Below are 17,628 nucleotides of genomic sequence, written 5' to 3'. Positions count from 1 at the left end.
ACCCGAGCGGGGTCTGGTGCGTGCAGCTGCAAGGCGGAGGAGGGCGCCAACGCGGTGGGGGTCCCCCCCTGCTCGAAGAGCTCGGGGGAGTGCGTGCCAGACCCCGCGACGCCGGGATGATCCAAACGACAGGGCCTAGCGCTGCTTGAAGAGGGTGAGCTTGGTGGCGTAGTCGGGGAGGTCACCCGCGCCCGTGGTGATGTCGGTGACCTTCAGCATGGCGAGGTTGCCCTCGTCGGTCTCGGTGCACAGGACGGTGCCGACCGGGATGGTGGTGCGCAGGTCCTCGGCCTCGATCTGAGCGGGCAGGACATCGTCGCGGGCGCCCTCCAGGCACTGCTCCGGCGTGGTGCCGGCGCTCTTGCCCCAGGGCGTCTTGAGCAGGATGTTGCTGGGCTTGAGGTCGCGGTGCACGATGCCGGCGGAGTGGATCGCGGTCAGCGCCCGCGCGGTGGCGCCGACGAGCTGAAGGACGGCCGGCAGCGGCAGCGGGCCGTGTGCCGCGAGGGCCTCGTGCAGGGGCAGGCCGGGGACGAACACGGAGGCGAGCCAGGGCCGTTCGCCGGTGGTGTCGTGGTCGACGACCGGGACGACGTGGTAGCCCTGGACCCTGCGGGCCGCCTGGACCTCCTGCTCGAAGCGGGCACGGAAGCCCGGGTCGCCGCCGAAGTCACGCCGGATCACCTTCAGCGCGACGGGCTGGCCGCCGCGGGTGCGGGAGAGGTAGACGGTGCCCATGCCGCCCTCGCCGATCCGGGCGAGCAGCCGGTACCCGGCGATCTCCCGCGGGTCCTCGGCCCGCAGCCGTTCACCTGTCACGTCCGCCGCCATGCCGACCGCGCCCCCCGTTCCCTTGATCGTCGTGTGCGGCGAGGGTAGCGGAGGGCGGCCCGGCACCGCGCGGGGTTTCAAGTGCCGGGGGGCCTGGTGCCGTTGGCCTAGGCGGGCTTCGGTTTCTTGCCGCCCTTGGTGAAGGCCTCGTACTCCTTCAGGACCTCCTCCGTGGGGCCGTCCATGAGGAGTTCGCCGCGCTCCAGCCACAGCACGCGGCCGCAGGTCTCACGGATCGAGGCGTTGCTGTGGCTGACGAGGAAGACCGTGCCGGCCTGCCTGCGCATCTCCTGGATGCGTTCGGCCGAACGCTTCTGGAAGTGGGCGTCACCGGTGGCCAGGGCCTCGTCGATGAGGAGGACGTCGTGGTCCTTGGCGGCGGCGATGGAGAAGCGCAGCCTGGAGCCCATGCCGGAGGAGTAGGTGCGCATCGGCAGGGAGATGAAGTCGCCCTTGTCGTTGATCCCGGAGAAGTCGACGATCTCCTGGTAGCGGGCCTTGATCTGCTCGCGGGACATGCCCATGGCGAGGCCGCCGAGGTAGACGTTGCGTTCCCCGGTCAGGTCGCTCATCAGGGCGGCGTTGACGCCGAGCAGGGAGGGCTGGCCGTCGGTGTAGATCCGGCCCCGCTCCACCGGCAGCAGGCCCGCGACGGCCTTGAGCAGGGTGGACTTGCCGGAGCCGTTGGTGCCGACGAGGCCGATCGCCTCGCCCTTGTACGCGACGAAGGAGACGTTCTTCACGGCGTGCACCCGGCGCACGCCCGACGCCTTCTCGGCCTTGCCGCGGCGCAGGATGCGGTTGAGCGCGGCGGTGGCGCTGCCGCGGCCGGCACCGGTGCCGTTGACCCGGTAGACGATGTCGACGTGGTCGACGACGACGGTGGGGGCCGGTTCGCCGGCGCTCGGGAAGCCGCCGGCCACGGCGTCGCGCAGGAGGTCGTCGGCCAGGGTGCCGTTCAGGAGGGTGTCAGCCACGGCCGTAGGTCTCCTCTGCCTTCCAGAAGTAGATGAAGCCGCCGACGCCGGCGAGCAGCGCCCAGCCCGCCGCGACCGCCCACACGTGCGGCGGCAGCTGGTTCGCGTGGAAGGTGTCGATGAGGGCGAAGCGGATCAGGTCGATGTAGACGGCGGCCGGGTTGCACTGCAGGGCGGTCACGGCCCAGTGCGGTACGTCGTTGTTCCCGACCGTCTTCTGAATGCTCCACATCACGCCGGACACGTACATCCAGGTGCGCAGCAGGAACGGCATCAGCTGGGCGATGTCCGGGGTCTTCGCGCCCATCCGCGCCATGATCATCGACACGCCCGCGTTGAACGCGAACTGCAGGACGAGCGCCGGGATCAGCAGGACCCAGGACAGGGTGACAGGGACGCCGCAGCACAGCAGGATGACCAGCAGCGCGGCCATGGAGAACATCAGCTGCTGGAGCTGCTGGAGGCAGAAGGAGATCGGCAGCGCGGCGCGCGGGAAGTGCAGGGCGCGCACCAGGCCGAGGTTGCCGGAGATGGCACGGGTGCCGGCCATGATCGAGCTCTGCGTGAAGGTCCACACGAACACGCCGGTGACCAGGAACGGGATGTAGTCCGCGACGCCGTGCTTGGTGCCGAGCAGCACGCCGAAGATGAAGTAGTAGACCGCCGCGTTCAGCAGCGGGGTCATCACCTGCCACACCTGGCCCAGCTTCGCCTGGCTGTACTGGGCGGTGAGCTTGGCGGTGGCGAAGGCGGTGATGAAGTGGCGGCGCGCCCACAGCTGGCGGACGTACTCCGGCAGGGAGGGGCGCGCGCCGCTGACCGACAGGCCGTGGCGGGCGGCGAGCGCCGCGAGGTCGGGTGGGGCGGCCGGCTTCGAGGTCGGGGGCGGTGTGTCGAGGGCCTGGCTCACATCCGCTGCTTTCGTTCGGGGCGGGGGTCTTCCCGTCGTTCCTTACGGTTCTCTATCCCGCTTCTTACGTCGGGACGAGACCGTAGCGTCGTAACGCGAGCGTAGGCCCATTCGACGTCGGGACGCAACCGTTTCGTCGTGACGGCCTATGCTGGTCGTATGACGACGAACGCCGACGGGCCCCAGACGCCTGCGCGCCGCCGGGCACCCGCCGGCGCCGCCGTACTCCGTGAGGACGTGACGGAGGCCATCAGGGCGGCCGTCTTCGAGGAGCTCGCGGCCGTCGGCTACGCGCGCATGTCCATCGAGGGCATCGCCCGGCGGGCGGGCGTCGGAAAGACGGCGGTCTACCGGCGCTGGCGCTCCAAGCTGCACCTGGTCCTCGACGTGGTGTCGGCGCTCGCGGTGATGGGCCTGCCGGTGCCGGACACGGGCACGCTGGAGGGCGATCTGCGGCTGCTGTACCAGGTGACCTCGCGCGCCCTGCGCCACCCGGTGGCCTCGCAGATCATCCCCGACCTCCAGGCGGAGGCGGCACGCAATCCGGACATCGCCGAGGCCATGCAGAAGACCCTGCGGGAGGGCCAGGAGGGCGTGGCCAGCGGAATCGTCGCGGCGGCCCAGCGGCGCGGCGAGATCCGCGACGACATCGACGAGGACCTGGCCCTCGACCTGATCTCCGGCCCCCTGTACTGGCGCTCGGTCGTCATCCGCAGCCCCCAGCTGCCCAAGGGCTACCTGGACGCCCTGGCCCGCAGCACGGCGGGAGCACTGCGGGCGCTGTAGGCTCCGCCGCTCGCAGCTAGGCCCTGTCGTTTGGATCATCCCGGCGTCGCGGGGTCTGGCACGCATTCCCCCGAGCTCTTCGAGCAGGGGGGACCCCCAGCCGCGTTGTCGTCGGTTGCCAACTCCCCCGAGCTCTTCGAGCAGGGGGGACCCCCACCGCGTTGGCGCCCTCCTCCGCCTTGCAGCTGCACGCACCAGACCCCGCTCGGGTCGGCCGCAACGCACCGCACCTCACAGCCGGCCTGATCCAAACGACAGGGCCCAGTGGCCGGGGTCCGGGTCACCCACCCCGCCCGAAGAACTCGGCCGAGCGCATCGGCCCGCGACGCCGGGGCGCTCCAAGCGTCAGGACCCGGTTCCCGCGTTCAGCCCGAGGGCGAGTTCGGTCAGCTCCGGCGTGCGCAGCACGCGGTCGCCGAATCCGGGCAGCGGCACGTGCAGCGGCTCCAGCCAGCGCTCGGGGATCGCGGCACGGCCGTACACGGCTCCGGCGATGCCACCGGTCACCGCGGCGACGGTGTCGGTGTCGCCGCCGAGGTCCACGGCGGCGCGGACGGCGTCCTCGTACCCGGAGGTGGTCCGCAGCGCCCAGACGGCGGACCCGAGACAGGGCCAGACCGCGCCGTTGAACTCCGTGGCGTCGTCGGGGTGCCAGTCGGGGGCGAGTACGACGGCGTAGCGCTCCCGGTGATCGGGGTGTACGGCGTCCAGCGTGTCCGGCACGGCGGTGAGCGGGTCGCCGCCGGCCAGGGCGACGCGGACGAGCTCGTGAAAGACGGCTGTGCCCTCCCACGCCGCCCGGTCCCCGTGGGTGAGGGCGGCGATGCGGCGGGCAGCGTCCCAGGTGGCCTCGCGGCCCCGGGATGCGAAGTACACGGCCGGCGGGGCGGCCCGCATCAGCGCGCCGTTGCCCGCCGCGCGCCCGTTCATCCGGAAATGCAGGGCTGCGGCGGTGTCCCACGGGTCGCCGCTGCTCAGCACCGCCTCCGTCTGCAGGCCGATGTCCTTCGGGTCGGCCGCCGCCCAGCGCCGGAAGCGGCAGAAGAGGTCCGGCAGGTCGAGCCCGCCGCACTCCAGCAGGGACTGCCCGGTCAGCACCGCCATCTGCGTGTCGTCGGTCGCCTCCCCGGGGTCCCAGCCGCCTCCCCCGCACATCTCCGCGCCGTGCCCGGCGTGCGGGAAGCGCGCCGAGAAGGCGCCCTCCGGTCCGAACTCGAAGGGCGCACCCAGGGCGTCGCCGACAGCGGAACCGAGGACGGCGCCGAGAGCACGCTCCGCGCGGGCTGTGTCGTGGGGCATCGGCGGAGAATACAGTCGACGACGCGCTCCGCCCTCGCCTAGCGTCCCCGCTCGTGAACAGGCGACGGCAGAAGAAGCTCACCAGGCGGCTCGTGGCGGCCGCCATGCTGGGGGACGTGGCCGGGGCCGGAGCCGTTGCGGGCCGGTGCCTCACCGGAGCTGCCCGATGCCGACGGCACCACGCCCCTGTACGCCGCGGCGGTCAACGGCGAGGCCGGTGCCGTGCGGCTGCTGCTCGCGGCCGGTGCGCCGCCGGAGGGCGGGGCAGTGAGGGCACGCCCCTGTGCGGGGCCGCCTGCTGGGGACATACTGAGACGGTGCGTGCCCTGCTCGACGGCGGTGCCGGCCCCGGACTCCGCGAGGACGGCGGGACCGGTCACTCGCCCCTGCGGTGGGCCCTTGCCGGGGGACATGACGAGACGGCCGCCGTGCTGCGGGCCGCCGGAGCCGAGGAGGCAGCCGGCTAGGCGGCTAGGACGCGTTGCCCAGCGCGCGGTCCGGGGTCCGGCGCCTGTCGGGGGCAGTTCGGGCCGACTAGCCCAGAGGCGCGCTCTACTCGTGCGCCGCCTCGTCCAGCGCCGTCGTCAGGCGGTCGAGACGGCTGCGCAGCTCCCGGATCTCGTCGAGGTCGAAGCCGGTGGAGGCCATGATCCTGCGCGGCACCTGAAGGGCACGCTCGCGCAGTGCCGCGCCCTCCTCGGTGAGCCGCACCCGGACCGACCGCTCGTCCTGGGCGTCGCGCTCGCGCCGGACCAGGCCGGCCGCCTCCAGCCGCTTCAGCAGCGGCGAGAGCGTGCCGGAGTCCAGGCGCAGGTGTTCGCCGAGCTTCTTGACGGGCAGCTCGCCCCGCTCCCACAGCACGAGCATCGCCAGGTACTGCGGGTAGGTGAGGCCCAGGTCCTTGAGGATCACGCGGTAGACGCCGTTGAAGGCGCGGGACGCGGCGTGCAGGGAGAAGCAGATCTGGCGGTCCAGGCGGAGCCAGTCCTCCTGCTCGGCGGGGGGCGGGGTGGTCGAGGTCATGGGTCCAGGGTAGCTCCGTCGGGACATTGAGTTGCGGACAGCAGAGCGCGACCCTATGAAGTTGCGCATTACTTAGTTGTGCACAACTAATTTTCGTGCTCTACTGGTGGCCGTCACCCCGACACCGAGAGGGAAGGTCCGCCATGGACACGCTCTACACCGCCGTCGCCACCGCCACCCACGGCCGCGAGGGCCGCGCCGTCAGCTCCGACGGGCGGCTCGACCTGCAGCTGGCCATCCCGGCGGAGATGGGCGGCAACGGTCAGGGCACCAACCCCGAGCAGCTCTTCGCCGCCGGTTACGCCGCCTGTTTCGCCAGCGCCCTCGGACTGGTCGGCCGGCAGGCCAAGGTGGACGTCAGCGACGCCGCCGTGACCGGCGAGGTGGGCATCGGCAAGCAGGGCGAGGGCTTCGGGCTCGCCGTCACCCTGCGCATCGAGCTTCCGGACCACGTCGACGAGGCCACCGGCCGCAAGCTGGTCGAGACCGCCCACCAGGTCTGCCCCTACTCCAACGCCACCCGCGGCAACATCCCCGTCGACCTGGTCATCGAGTAGTCCCGCGCGCGCCCGCGCGTCTCATCGAGCGGTCCCGCGCCCGCACTCCTTCAGGGGAGTCGCGGGCGCACCCGCGTTCCCCGGCCGCGGCCGCCGCCGGGTCGGCCGGCCGGGCGCCAGACGGGCGGCCGGGTCGGCGTGGGCCGTGAGGGACTGGACGGCATGGGAACTCCCGGGAGCCTCAAGGACGTTCAGTGGGTGATCTGTCGGTGGGGATCGGCCGGCGGGGGACGCTCAGCGGGGGTCGAGAGCGGCTCGCCGCCCGCGACGAGGTAGAGGGAGCGGGCGAGTGCCGTCCAGTAGGCCGCGGTGCCGGGGGCGAGGCGGTGCGGGCCCGGCGGCACGGTGTGCCCGTGTTCGGGGCGCGTGATCCACGCCGTACGGATGTGCGGGGCGTGGGTGCGGAACGCGGCCTCCAGCGCGCCCGGGTCACCGCCGTACCCGCGCTCGTCCTCGGCCGTGAACACGGCCCGGTCGGCGCGCAGCGGCAGGCACCGCTGGACGCGGTAGTGCAGCCGCAGCGCGGCCACCCGCAGTCCCCGGGCCAGTCGTACGGCGAGCCGGCCGGTGCGGCGCGCCGCGGCCGCCGTCAGCCGCAGCGCCCGGACGGTGCGCAGCAGCCCGAACCGGACCAGGGGCGCCGAGAAACCGGCCGTCCCGTGGCGTCGGTGCAGGGCGCGGACCAGGCGGGCGAACTCCGCGCGGGCGCTGCGCGGCAGCCGCGCCGGGCGGGCGGCGAGCGTGGCGAGATGGCCGGACATCCGGCGCGACAGCACCGGCCGCCACCGCCGAAGCTCCGGGTGCCGCTCGACGAACGCGAAGAGACGGCCGTACTGCTCGACGACCCCGAAGAGACGGTCGTACTGCTCGACGACCCCGAAGAGGCGGCCGTACTGCTCGACGACCCCGAAGAGACGGCCGTCCTGCCCGACGACGTCGGCACGCCCGGCGCGGCCGCCGTCGCCACGGCCGCGGTGGTGGAGCCGCTCCCGGCGCTGCACGCAGACCCGGTCCAGCGTGGCGAGCGACTGCGCCGAAAGCATCAGCGGATACGACCACGGCACCTCCGCGTGCCGCCCCTGCGGGAGGGCGAGGCCCACCCGCTCCCGGCGGCACACCTTGTCCCACGCCGCCGGCGGCAGGCCCAGCAGCCCCGCACGGTCCTCGAGCCGGAAGGGCGCGGGACCGCGCTCGGTGAGCAGGCGGCCCCGCGTCGCCCGCACCACCCGCCCGTCGAGAGACACGCGCGTGTGCCCGTACACCAGCACGTCCGGCTCGCCGGCCTCCTTGACCCGGTCGGCGATCGCGCGCAGTGCGCCCGGCGCGAGGGTGTCGTCACCGTCCAGGAAGAGCAGGTAGTCGCCGCCGGTGCGGGCCAGTCCCGTGGTGCGGGCGGGGCCCGCGACGGAGTTCTCCGGCAGGTGCACGGCCCGCACCCGCGGATCGCCTGCCGCCGCCTCGTCGATCAGCGCTCCGCACGCGTCCGGTGAACCGTCGTCGACCGCGATCAGCTCCCAGTCGGTGTACGACTGCGACAGCACCGACTCCAGGCACGCGGGCAGATACGCCTGGACCTGGAACGCGGGGACGATGACACTGAACCTGGGCAACGGGCATCCATGGTCTCGGCACGGGCGTTTGCCCGGCAACGGACCAGGTGGGGGAGGGGTTACGGCCCGTACGGCATCCGGGGGAACGGCGAAGGGCGCACCCCTCGCCGTCCCCAACCGGCCGGACAGGACGGCTACTTGACCGCGCCCGCCATCACCCCGGACACGAACTGCCGCTGGAACGCGAAGAACACGGCCAGCGGGACCACCATCGAGATGAACGCGCCGGGTGCCAGCACGTCGATGTTGTTGCCGAACTGCCGTACCTGCGTCTGCAGCGCGACCGTGATCGGCTGGGTGCCGGACTTGGTGAACACCAGCGCCACCAGCATGTCGTTCCACACCCACAGGAACTGGAAGATGCCCAGTGAGGCGATCGCCGGCCCGCCCAGCGGCATCACGACCCGTGTGAACAGCCGCAGCTCACCCGCGCCGTCCAGCCGGGCCGCCTCCAGCAGCTCGCGCGGGATCTCCGCGAAGAAGTTGCGCAGCAGGAACACCGCGAACGGCAGGCCGAACCCGACGTGGAACAGGATCACCCCGAAGATCGTGCCGAACAGGCCGAGCTTGCCGAACAGTTCGGCGATCGGGATCAGCGCCACCTGCACCGGAACCACCAGCAGCCCGACCACGCCGAGGAACCACCAGTCGCGGCCCGGGAACTCCATCCACGCGAACGCGTAGCCCGCGAGCGAGCCGATCACCACGACCAGCACCGTCGCCGGGACCGTGATGAGCACGGTGTTGACCAGCGAGTTGGTGATGTCCGGGTTCTCCAGCAGCTTGGTGTAGCTGGCGAAGGTCAGCTGGGACGGCTTGCTGAACACCGTCCACCAGCCGCTGGCGTTCATGTCCTCGGGCGTGCGCAGCGAGGAGATCAGCAGACCGATCGTCGGCACCAGCCAGAACAGGCCGACGACGATCAGGAACACGCGCACCGCGCCGCCGCTGACCCAGCCCGCGAGCCGGGAGGCCGGAGACCGCTTCACCTTCACGGCCCCGGCCGGCGGCGGCACCGCCTGCGTCAGCCTGCCGGCGTCCGCCGTCATCGCCGCACCTCCCGCCGCAGCCTGCGAATGTTGAACCACATCACCGGGATCACGAGCAGCAGCAGGAACACCGCGATCGCGCTCGCGATGCCCGGCTGGTCCTCGGAGAAGCCCTTGCGGTACAGCTCCAGCGCCAGCACGTTCGCGTCGTCCTGCGAGGAGCCCGGGGCGATGATGAAGACCAGGTCGAAGATCTTCAGCACATTGATCATCAGCGTGACGGCCACGACCGCGAGCACAGGCGCCAGCAGCGGCACCGTGACCCGCCGGAACACCTGCCACTCGTTGGCCCCGTCGACCCGCGCCGCCTCCAGCAGCTCGCGCGGCACCCCGGCGAGCCCGGCCGCGATCAGCACCATCGCGAAGCCCGCCCACATCCAGATGTACGACCCGATGATCGCCGGCGTGACCAGTGACGGGCCGAGCCAGTCCAGGCCGTTGTACGCCTCCTTGAAGTTGCTCGCCGGAAGCCTCAGCTGCGCCCCGGCGGCCTTGTCCGGCAGCGTGAACGTGCCGTCGTCGCCGGCCGTCGTGGACGCCACCACCTTGCCGTCCTTGACCGCCTCGATCCGCATCCCGGCGTACCCGAGCTCGGACGGGTCGGGTGAGCCCAGCCTGCCGACGCCCTTGCCGCGCGTGAAGTCCTGCCAGGTCGTGCCGGTGATCTTCCCCGGCTCGGCCTTGGGCGCGACGGCCTTCGTGGCGCTGCCGGGCATCTGGTCGGGCGCGACACCGACCAGCGGCAGCAGGACCGGCTGCCCCGCCTGCACCGGCGTCTTCGTGACGAAGCCGCCGCCCTCCGGCACCAGCGGCGAGGTGCGGCCCGGGTGGGCCTTCGGGAACGCCGACGACTGCACGAACGTGTCGTGCACGCCCACCCACACCGCGTTCGCCACACCCTTGTCCGGGTCCTGGTCGTACACCAGGCGGAAGATGATGCCGGCCGCGAGCATGGAGATCGCCATCGGCATGAAGACGACCAGCTTGAACGCCGTTCCCCAGCGCACCCGTTCGGTCAGCACCGCGAAGATCAGCCCCAGGGCGGTGGCGATCGTCGGCGCGAACACCACCCAGATGATGTTGTTCTTCAGCGCGGTGCGGATGCCCTCGTCCGTGAACAGGGCCTTGTAGTTGTCGATGCCGGCGAAGGAGTTGCCGGACTGGTCGTAGAAGCTGCGCACGACCGAGTACCCGATCGGGTAGACCACGAGCGCGCCCAGCAGCACCAGCGCGGGCAGCAGGAACAGCGCCGCCACGGTCTTGCGGGTGCCGGTCACGCTCTTGCGCCTGCGAGGAGCGGCAGGGGTCTTGGAGACCCCTGCCGCGGTGGCCGACGCCATGGCGTCAGCTCCCGTAGGCGGCGGCCGCGTCCGCCTCCAGCTTCCGCTGCGTGCCCGCGACGTCGGTCGGGTTCTTCAGGAAGTCCTGCAGCTCCTTCCACTCGCCCTTGCCGGGCGTGCCGCCGAAGGACTGCGGGGCCTGGTCGGACATGTCGAACCGGAAGACGTCACCGGAGTCGATCAGCGCCTTGGCGATCTTGCGCTGCACCTCGTTCGGGTACGCCGAGTTGGGCACGCTCTTGTTCGGCGACAGGTAGCCGCCCAACTTGGCCTGGATGGTCGCCGCGTCCGGCGAGGCCAGCCACTTAGCCAGCGCCTGGGCGCCCTTGGAGTCCTTCAGGATCACCGCCGCGTCACCGCCGGAGACCACCGGCGCGGTGCCGCCCACGGTCGGGAACGGGAACACCTTGGCGTCCGTGCCCACCTTCGCCTTGGTCTCGGTGATGTTGACCTGCGCGAAGTCGCCCTCGTAGACCATGGCGGCCTTCGGCTGGTCACCGCCGGTGAACGTCTGCGTCACCGACGCGGGGAACTCCGTCTGCAGCGCGCCGTTCGGGCCGCCGGCGATCCAGTCCTGCTTGCCCCAGATCTGCGCCAGCGTGGTCAGCGCGTCCTTCACGGACGGGTCCGTCCACTTGATCTTGTGCTGGGCGAGCTGGTCGTACTTCTGCGGACCGGCCTGCGACAGATACACGTTCTCGAACCAGTCGGTGAGCGTCCAGCCGTCCGCGCCGCCGATGGAGAACGGCGTGACACCCGAGTCGGACACCGTCTGCGCGGTGTTCAGCAGGTCCTTCCACGTCTTGGGCTCTTTCGCGCCCGCGTTCTCGAAGACCTTGGCGTTGTACCAGATCAGCGACTTGTTCGCGGCCTTGTAGTACACGCCGTACTGCTTGCCGTTCACCTTGCCGATGTTCTGCCAGCCCTGCGAGTAGTTCTTGCTCAACTCGGAGAGGGCGTCGGCGTTGACCGGCTTGGCCCAGCCCTTGTCCACGGCCTGCTTGATGGCGCCGGGCTGCGGCAGCATCGCCACGTCCGGCGGCTGCCCGCCCGCGATCTTGGAACCGAGGAAGTTGATGATCGGGTCCTGCGCGGGTACGAACGTCACGCTCGCGCCGGTGCGCTTCTCGAACTCCGCGAGAACCTTCTTGAAGTTCGCCTGCTCGGCGCCGGTCCACACGGCCGCGACCTCAAGGTGCGTGCCGTTCAGCTTCGGCAGGTTCAGGCCGCTGTCGCCGGCGCTGGGGGTGGACCCGGCCGCCTTGGTGCCGTCCTTGTCGCCGCCGCCCCCGCACGCGGCGAGGGAGAAGGCCAGGGCGCCCGCGGCAACGGCCGCTGCGGCCCTCGCTCCCCTGGTGTTCCGGGTGGTGCTCCTGCTCGTGGTGCGCATCACTTCCCCGTTCTTTCGCCCGTCGTCGAACGATCGAGTGTTTGCCCCGTGCCGTCTGGTCTACGCCGGGTCAAAGGGGTCGGCAAGAGCGCGACGGGTGTCAACCGGAGGATCGTGACCGCGTCGTGATGGGTCTCCAGCGTTGCTGAGGCCGTGGTCGAGGAAACCCTCGCCCTCCGGCCCCGTGTTTCTTCGGCCGCGCCGTGCGCGTGGGCTAAAGGAGTGACGGGACCTGCGCCGCCGACACCTCCTTCGCCGCTCTCTGCAACGCACTGGCGAGCAGCGCCAGGTCCGTCGGGCCGTTGCCCAGCTCGCGCACCGGGCGGCGGGCCGGCGGGTCGCCCATCCGGTGCCACTCCAGCGGGACGACCGTGGGGCGCAGCGTCGCCGTCCGCGGGATGCGGCCCGTGACGCGCCCGGTTTGGAACGTCGTGGTCCGCCCGCGCGCCCCGGCCAGCCGGCCCCGGCCGGGTGACGGGGCGTCCGGTCCGGCCTGGGGCGCCTCCAGCACGATCCGCAGCGCCGCCCCCCGCACCGGCTCCGACTCCGCCGTACGGCCCCCGGGGTGGGACGCCGCCACCAGGTGCACGCCGAGCCGCTCGCCCTCCCGGGCCACAGCCTCCAGCGCCCGCATCACCGAACCGGCGGCGGGCCTGCCCGGCGCGCCCAGCGGGGGCGAGACCAGGGCGTCCAGGTCGTCGACGACCACCACGAGGCGGGGAAGCGGGGGAGCGGCTTCCGTCGGCCGGCGGGCGGCGGCGGACGGGCGCAGCCGCAGGGTGGCGCTGGACGGGGCGTCGAGGTCGGCGGCGCCGGGCGTGCCGGTCGGCGTGCCGGGCGTCCCGTCAGGGGTGCCGGGGGAGCCGCCGGTGGGGTTCGTGGTGCCCGCGAGGCCCTGCGCGGTGCGGGCGCCCGGTGCGGTGCGCTGGGCGAACAGACGGCCGGAGACCTCGCGGTGCCGGTGCCACTCGGCGAAGTCCGAGCGGCCCAGCAACTCGGCCCGCCGCTTCAGCTCCGCGCTCAGCGACTGCGCGAACTCCCGCATCAGCACCGGGTCGTTGGCGGTCAGGTGGGTCGTGACGTGCGGCACGTCCCGGCACACGTGCAGGCCGTCGCCGCCCGCGCCGGCCACCCGGTCCCGGCCGTCCATCAGCACGATGCCGAGCCGGTCGGGCCGCTCGGCCGCCGCCAGCGAGGCGACCAGGGCCCGCAGCAGCTCGGTGCGGCCGCTGCCGGGCGGGCCCTCGACGACCAGATGCGGGCCCTCGGCGACCAGATCCACGGTGACCGGGCCGCGCGGGCCCGCTCCCAGCACCGCCCACGCCCGCCCGCCGAGCGCCTCGGCGTCGTCGGCCGCGTCCGCCCACCGCGCCATCAGCGACGTCGGCGTGGCGCGGGCCAGACCCAGCTCGTCCAGCAGCCGCGCCGACGACGGCAGCGGAGCCGACACGCGGGCGTGCTTCTCCCCGGACCCGTCCGGCCGCAGCGGCGCCAGCGCCCGCGCGAACCGCTCGGCCCAGGCCGTGGAGACCGCGTCCACCACCGCGACCGTGCCGTGCCCGACGGGCGCCGGGTGCGGTGCGGGCGCCACCCGCAGCAGGCGCAGCGCGCTCGCCACGTCACCGCTGAGCAGGGCGACGGCACCGCACTGACGGAACGTCGGCGCGACCGCGCAGGCCGCCTCGTACGTGTCGGTCACCGGGGAGGCGGGGGAGGCCGGGGCCGTCTCGGCCAGGCACACGACGTGGATGCCCGCGCGCGGGCCCTCCAGCGCGAGCCGCGCCACCGTCTCCCGCAGCCCGGCCCCGCCCGGATCGCCGTCCACGACGACCACGGTGTACGGACCGGGGAAGGCGGTCGTCCCGCCCTGGGCGCCGTCGTCCCGGGCGCCTTCCCGGGCGTCTTCCGGGGCGTCGTCGTCGGGGCGGGCCCAGGAGGGGCGTCGCGGAAGTGTCTGAAGGCCCCCCGGAGCGTCCGGCGTCACCGATACGGCGGGCCCGGCGCCCGGCCGGGACGGTGGCTGGTCGGCGAGGTGGTCCGCCAGACGGCGCAGCAGTTCGTCGGTGCGGGCGGCGGCCTGCTCGCGGTCGTAGGCGAGCAGCAGGCGGCAGTCCTGGCCGTGCCCGGGCCGGACATGGGGCAGCCAGCCGAGCCATCCCCACTCCGCGGTGCGCTCCTCGAGCGTGCGCGCGCGGTCGACGCTGATCAGCACGATCTCCAGCAGGTCCGGGGAGTGCAGCGCGGCGAGCTGGGCGACCACCGCGCGGGCCAGCCCGGACAACCGCGGGCGCGGCCCGGCCAGCCCCAGCGCCCCGGCCTCGCGCAGACCGGCGGTCACGGGGACGGCGGGCAGCAGGGCGGAACCGTCGGGCGTGGTGCGGTCGGCCGTGCCCAGCCGGACGGCGAGCGCCTCCGGGTGGCCCGGGCCGCGCTCCCACAGCCGGGGGCCGGGACCGAGCGCGGTGAGCAGCAGCGCCGCCGGGTCCGGCCACGTCTCCGCACGAGCGCTCGCGATGTCGGCCGTCACGGGTGGCACCGGGGCGGGGCGCTCGCCGTCCGGCTCGGCGTAGGCCGACCCGTCGGCCTCCACCGGCACCGGCGCCCCCTCCGGCTCGCCGCGTCCGCCGGTCAGCCTGCGGGCCCACGCCGAGAGCCCGCCGCGCCGCCGCCCGCCGCCCCTGCGGCCGTCGCCGTCGGCGTCGACGCCCTCGGTGTGGGCATGCGGGTGCGAAGGCGCGGGCGCGGGCTCCTGGGTGTCGGTGAGCGCGCCGAACGGGACCCCGCCGCCATGGGTGTCCAGGGCGCGAGGGTGGTCGGCCGGGGCGGGCAGGGGGGCGCGCGGAACCGGCGTACCGGAGACCGGTGGACCCGTGACCGTCGTACGGGAAGGGCCGGCGTGGGCTGCCGCAGCGCTGCCGTAGCTCTCGGCACGGGGTGCGCCGCCCTGGCCCGGCACCGTCGCGGGTTCCGTGAGGACGGGCGGGCGGGGGCCGCCCGTGTGCGGGTGAGGACCGGGCGGCTGCCCGCCCCCCGCCGCGCGCACGCGCACATGCCCCTCGCCGTCCGGCGCGGTCGGCACGCGCGTGCCCGGGCCGCCGGGCGGAGCCAGCCGCAGGGCCGACTCGCCGATGCGGAGCAGGGGGCCCGGCGCGAAGCGCACCGCGCGCTCGCCCACGCGCGTGCCGTCCAGCGTGGTGCCGTTGGTGGAGTTCAGGTCGGCGACCGTGACGCGGCCGTCGGCGGACAGGGTCACCGCGCAGTGCAGCCGGGAGACGTCCGGGTCGTCGAGCGGGACGTCGGCGTCGGCGGAGCGGCCCACCCGAACCTCGCCGCCGTGCAGCAGATGGACGCCGCCCGCGTCGGGGCCGGCGACGACCTGCAGCTGCGCCGGGGCGTCGTCCAGCTCGGGGTGGGGTTCGGGGTCGGCGGGCGCGCCCAGGGAGAGCACGGCGCCGTCGGTGAGCGGGGGCTCGCCCAGCGTGCAGCGCTGCGCGTCGAGCCGGTCGGCGCCCGCGTACAGCACCACCGGGCCGTCACCGGCCTGGACCGCCCCGGCGAGCGCCGACGCCACCGCGGCCAGCGCCGTGCCCGCGGGGGCCGTCACCAGCACGTCGCAGCTCGCGGCGCGGCCGCGCGCCCCGGGGTGCGGGGCCTGCGGATCTACGACGGTCAGCCGGATCTGCATCGGCGTCAGCGGTCCCTTCTGCGCGGGCGCGGACTCCCCCCACCCCACACGAGCACGACGGCCAGTTGCTTGCAGGCATCCTCGCACCTGCCACTGACAACACGCCCACGCGTCCGGAACAAGTGATCTTGATTGGTCGGCTCTGCCCGCAAAAGTGCTGGACCGGGGCGGCAGCGGCGACCGCTTGAGATCGGTCACGTCCGCTTTCGGCAACCTGTGAGACCACCTCGTGCGTCTTTCGTACGCAAGAGGTACGGATCTCCGACTCCGCCGGTGCCCGGCACCGCGGCACTACAGTGGGTCGGAACGTAGGCAAGGCAAGCAGCAGGGAGCGCGTGACGTGCGGCCAGTCGGCAGCAAGTACCTGCTCGAGGAGCCGCTCGGACGCGGCGCCACGGGCACCGTCTGGCGAGCCAGCCAGCGTCAGACCGCGGGCGCCGAGGCGGCCGTGGCGGGCCAGCCCGGCGAGACCGTCGCCATCAAGGTCCTCAAGGAGGAGCTGGCGAACGACGCCGATGTCGTGATGCGGTTCCTGCGGGAGCGATCCGTTCTGCTCCGGCTGACCCACCCGAACATCGTCCGGGTGCGCGACCTGGTCGTCGAGGGCGATCTGCTGGCGCTCGTCATGGACCTCGTCGAGGGCCCCGACCTGCACCGCTACCTGCGCGAGAACGGCCCCCTCACACCCGTCGCCGCCGCCCTGCTCACCGCGCAGATCGCCGACGCGCTCGCCGCCAGCCACGCCGACGGCGTCGTCCACCGCGACCTGAAGCCCGCGAACGTCCTGCTCAAGCAGGACGGCGACCAGATGCACCCGATGCTGACCGACTTCGGCATCGCCCGTCTGGCCGACTCGCCCGGCCTCACCCGCACCCACGAGTTCGTCGGCACGCCCGCGTACGTCGCCCCCGAGTCCGCCGAGGGACGCCCGCAGACCTCCGCCGTCGACATCTACGGCGCCGGCATCCTGCTGTACGAGCTGGTCACCGGACGCCCGCCGTTCTCCGGCTCCAGCGCGCTGGAGGTCCTCCACCAGCACCTGAGCGCCGAGCCGCGCCGCCCCTCCACTGTCCCCGACCCGCTGTGGACGGTCATCGAGCGCTGCCTGCGCAAGAACCCCGACGAGCGGCCCAGCGCCGTCAACCTCGCCCGCGCACTGCGGGTCGTCGCCGAGGGCGTCGGCGTGCACGCGAGCTCCGCGCAGATCGCCGCCGCCGAGGGCGTCGGCGCCCTGCTCGCTCCCGACCCCGCGCCCACCGCCGTACCGGGCGTGCCCAGGGCCGCCGACCCCACGCAGGTGCTGCCGCACGGCGCCGGGGCGTACGACCCGAACGGCGCGACCAGCGTCCTGCCGCACACCGCCGGCCCGGCCGGCGCCGCCGACCCCACCGCCGTCCTGCCGAACACCGGCCCGGGCGCCGGAGCGGCAGACCCGACGGCCGTCCTGCCGCCTGTCCCGCCGCACCAGCCCGGACAGCAGGGGCAGCAGGGACCGGGGCAGTACGGCCAGCAGGGCCCGGACCAGCCGCACCCCTGGCAGACCCAGCTGCGCGCCGCCCGCGACCGCAACGAGCAGACGCAGATCCAGTACCTCGACCCGAACGACGACCCGCTGCGCCGCCGCCCCCAGCGGCAGGTCGCCCGGCCCCAGCAGCCGGCGCCGCGCCCGCAGCAGCAGTACGCCCCGCAGGGCCGTCAGCCGCGCTACCAGCAGGGTTACGGCTACCCGCAGGGCCAGCAGCCGCAGCAGTACGCCCCGCCGACCCCGCCCCAGCAGCCGCAGCGGCCGGTGCGCGAGCCTCGGCCGGCGCGCCAGCGCAGCGCCAACCCGATGAAGATCCCCGGGCTCGGCTGCCTGAAGGGGTGCCTGTTCGTGATCGTCATCCTCTTCGTCGCCGGGTGGATGATCTGGGAATTCACCCCGCTGCAGGACTGGATCGGGACCGGTCGGACCTACTGGGGCGAGCTGAAGCACTGGTACGACACCGTGACCGGCTGGATCGGCGATCTGGGCGGTTCCTCCGGCGGTCCGTCCGGTGGCAGCGGCAGCTGACCCGTCGGCACGAGTCTGGGGATTTGTCGACAACGGACGGGTGATTTCCGTCTCCGCGGTGAACGCCGGCTCCTCGGACGCGTAGTTTTAGCGACAACACGCGTCTGTAGGAGCAGTC

At 73.4% G+C, this 17,628-nt stretch carries 12 protein-coding genes and 2 pseudogenes; 4 read left to right on the top strand and 10 right to left on the bottom strand.

From position 1 onward, the window contains the following. Positions 1 to 378: 378 nt before the first annotated feature. The 3 genes and pseudogenes from AB0J12_RS35140 to AB0J12_RS35130 form a co-directional block, all read right to left on the bottom strand. Positions 379 to 831: pseudogene (locus tag AB0J12_RS35140) on the bottom strand (serine/threonine-protein kinase); the annotation flags it as partial. 107 nt (positions 832 to 938) lie between these two features. Further along, positions 939 to 1,754: an ABC transporter ATP-binding protein gene (locus AB0J12_RS35135; protein WP_363268748.1), complete on the bottom strand. Its 816-nt coding sequence runs from the start codon at positions 1,752 to 1,754 to the stop codon at positions 939 to 941. Positions 1,755 to 1,800: 46 nt separating this feature from the next. After that, positions 1,801 to 2,718, bottom strand: coding sequence for an ABC transporter permease (locus tag AB0J12_RS35130; RefSeq protein ID WP_363268726.1), 918 nt, complete (start codon positions 2,716 to 2,718; stop codon positions 1,801 to 1,803). A 159-nt stretch (positions 2,719 to 2,877) separates the two neighbouring features. Between AB0J12_RS35130 and AB0J12_RS35125 the strand changes: the two genes are divergently transcribed. Next, a complete protein-coding gene (locus AB0J12_RS35125) occupies positions 2,878 to 3,504 on the top strand; it encodes a TetR/AcrR family transcriptional regulator (protein ID WP_363268725.1) in 627 nt (208 codons plus the stop codon). Positions 3,505 to 3,849: 345 nt separating this feature from the next. Here the strand turns inward: AB0J12_RS35125 and AB0J12_RS35120 are convergent, their stop codons facing one another. Further along, positions 3,850 to 4,803 (bottom strand): ADP-ribosylglycohydrolase family protein, encoded by a 954-nt coding sequence (locus tag AB0J12_RS35120; protein WP_363268724.1) that lies wholly within the window; start codon positions 4,801 to 4,803, stop codon positions 3,850 to 3,852. Between the two features lie 53 nt (positions 4,804 to 4,856). Here AB0J12_RS35120 and AB0J12_RS35115 point away from each other — a divergent pair. Beyond that, positions 4,857 to 5,270: pseudogene (locus AB0J12_RS35115) on the top strand (ankyrin repeat domain-containing protein). Between the two features lie 85 nt (positions 5,271 to 5,355). On the opposite strand, the gene AB0J12_RS35110 reads toward AB0J12_RS35115, so the two are convergent. Next, entirely contained in the window at positions 5,356 to 5,826 is a 471-nt protein-coding gene (locus AB0J12_RS35110) for a MarR family transcriptional regulator (protein WP_363268722.1), read from the bottom strand. 143 nt (positions 5,827 to 5,969) lie between these two features. Here AB0J12_RS35110 and AB0J12_RS35105 point away from each other — a divergent pair, with 143 nt between their 5' ends. Next, positions 5,970 to 6,383: an organic hydroperoxide resistance protein gene (locus tag AB0J12_RS35105; protein WP_363268720.1), complete on the top strand. Its 414-nt coding sequence runs from the start codon at positions 5,970 to 5,972 to the stop codon at positions 6,381 to 6,383. A gap of 191 nt (positions 6,384 to 6,574) precedes the next feature. On the opposite strand, the gene AB0J12_RS35100 is transcribed toward AB0J12_RS35105, so the two are convergent. The 5 genes from AB0J12_RS35100 to AB0J12_RS35080 form a co-directional block, all read right to left on the bottom strand. Beyond that, the gene (locus AB0J12_RS35100; protein ID WP_363268719.1) at positions 6,575 to 7,993 is read right to left on the bottom strand and encodes a glycosyltransferase; all 1,419 of its coding nucleotides are present in this window, start codon (positions 7,991 to 7,993) and stop codon (positions 6,575 to 6,577) included. A 134-nt stretch (positions 7,994 to 8,127) separates the two neighbouring features. After that, positions 8,128 to 9,042, bottom strand: coding sequence for a carbohydrate ABC transporter permease (locus AB0J12_RS35095; RefSeq protein WP_363268718.1), 915 nt, complete (start codon positions 9,040 to 9,042; stop codon positions 8,128 to 8,130). Next, positions 9,039 to 10,319: a sugar ABC transporter permease gene (locus AB0J12_RS35090; RefSeq protein WP_363268747.1), complete on the bottom strand. Its 1,281-nt coding sequence runs from the start codon at positions 10,317 to 10,319 to the stop codon at positions 9,039 to 9,041. The genes AB0J12_RS35095 and AB0J12_RS35090 overlap by 4 nt, the downstream gene beginning before the upstream one ends. A 67-nt stretch (positions 10,320 to 10,386) precedes the next feature. Further along, complete coding sequence (locus AB0J12_RS35085; RefSeq protein WP_363268717.1) at positions 10,387 to 11,772, bottom strand: extracellular solute-binding protein; 1,386 nt, start codon at positions 11,770 to 11,772, stop codon at positions 10,387 to 10,389. Between the two features lie 214 nt (positions 11,773 to 11,986). Continuing rightward, positions 11,987 to 15,457, bottom strand: a complete 3,471-nt coding sequence (locus AB0J12_RS35080) for an FHA domain-containing protein (protein WP_363268716.1) — start codon at positions 15,455 to 15,457, stop codon at positions 11,987 to 11,989. Positions 15,458 to 15,797: 340 nt separating this feature from the next. On the opposite strand from AB0J12_RS35080, the gene AB0J12_RS35075 reads away from it, so the two are divergent. Further along, positions 15,798 to 17,510 carry a protein kinase gene (locus AB0J12_RS35075; protein WP_363268714.1) on the top strand — a complete coding sequence of 571 codons (1,713 nt, stop codon included), beginning with the start codon at positions 15,798 to 15,800 and terminating at the stop codon, positions 17,508 to 17,510. Positions 17,511 to 17,628: the final 118 nt, after the last annotated feature.

Origin of the sequence: Streptomyces sp. NPDC049915, assembly GCF_040656475.1 — a bacterium.
Lineage (GTDB): Bacteria > Actinomycetota > Actinomycetes > Streptomycetales > Streptomycetaceae > Streptomyces.
Note: the sequence above shows the minus strand (reverse complement) of the source record. Positions and strands in the feature narration are given on the sequence as shown.

What these genes read in the sequence shown, in the direction of transcription:
- AB0J12_RS35080 (WP_363268716.1), bottom strand. Translation starts at nt 15,457, where the DNA reads ATGCAGATCCGGCTGACCGTCGTAGATCCGCAGGCCCCGCACCCCGGG.
- AB0J12_RS35105 (WP_363268720.1), top strand. Translation starts at nt 5,970, where the DNA reads ATGGACACGCTCTACACCGCCGTCGCCACCGCCACCCACGGCCGCGAG.
- AB0J12_RS35120 (WP_363268724.1), bottom strand. Translation starts at nt 4,803, where the DNA reads ATGCCCCACGACACAGCCCGCGCGGAGCGTGCTCTCGGCGCCGTCCTC.
- AB0J12_RS35125 (WP_363268725.1), top strand. Translation starts at nt 2,878, where the DNA reads ATGACGACGAACGCCGACGGGCCCCAGACGCCTGCGCGCCGCCGGGCA.
- AB0J12_RS35085 (WP_363268717.1), bottom strand. Translation starts at nt 11,772, where the DNA reads ATGCGCACCACGAGCAGGAGCACCACCCGGAACACCAGGGGAGCGAGG.
- AB0J12_RS35095 (WP_363268718.1), bottom strand. Translation starts at nt 9,042, where the DNA reads ATGACGGCGGACGCCGGCAGGCTGACGCAGGCGGTGCCGCCGCCGGCC.
- AB0J12_RS35110 (WP_363268722.1), bottom strand. Translation starts at nt 5,826, where the DNA reads ATGACCTCGACCACCCCGCCCCCCGCCGAGCAGGAGGACTGGCTCCGC.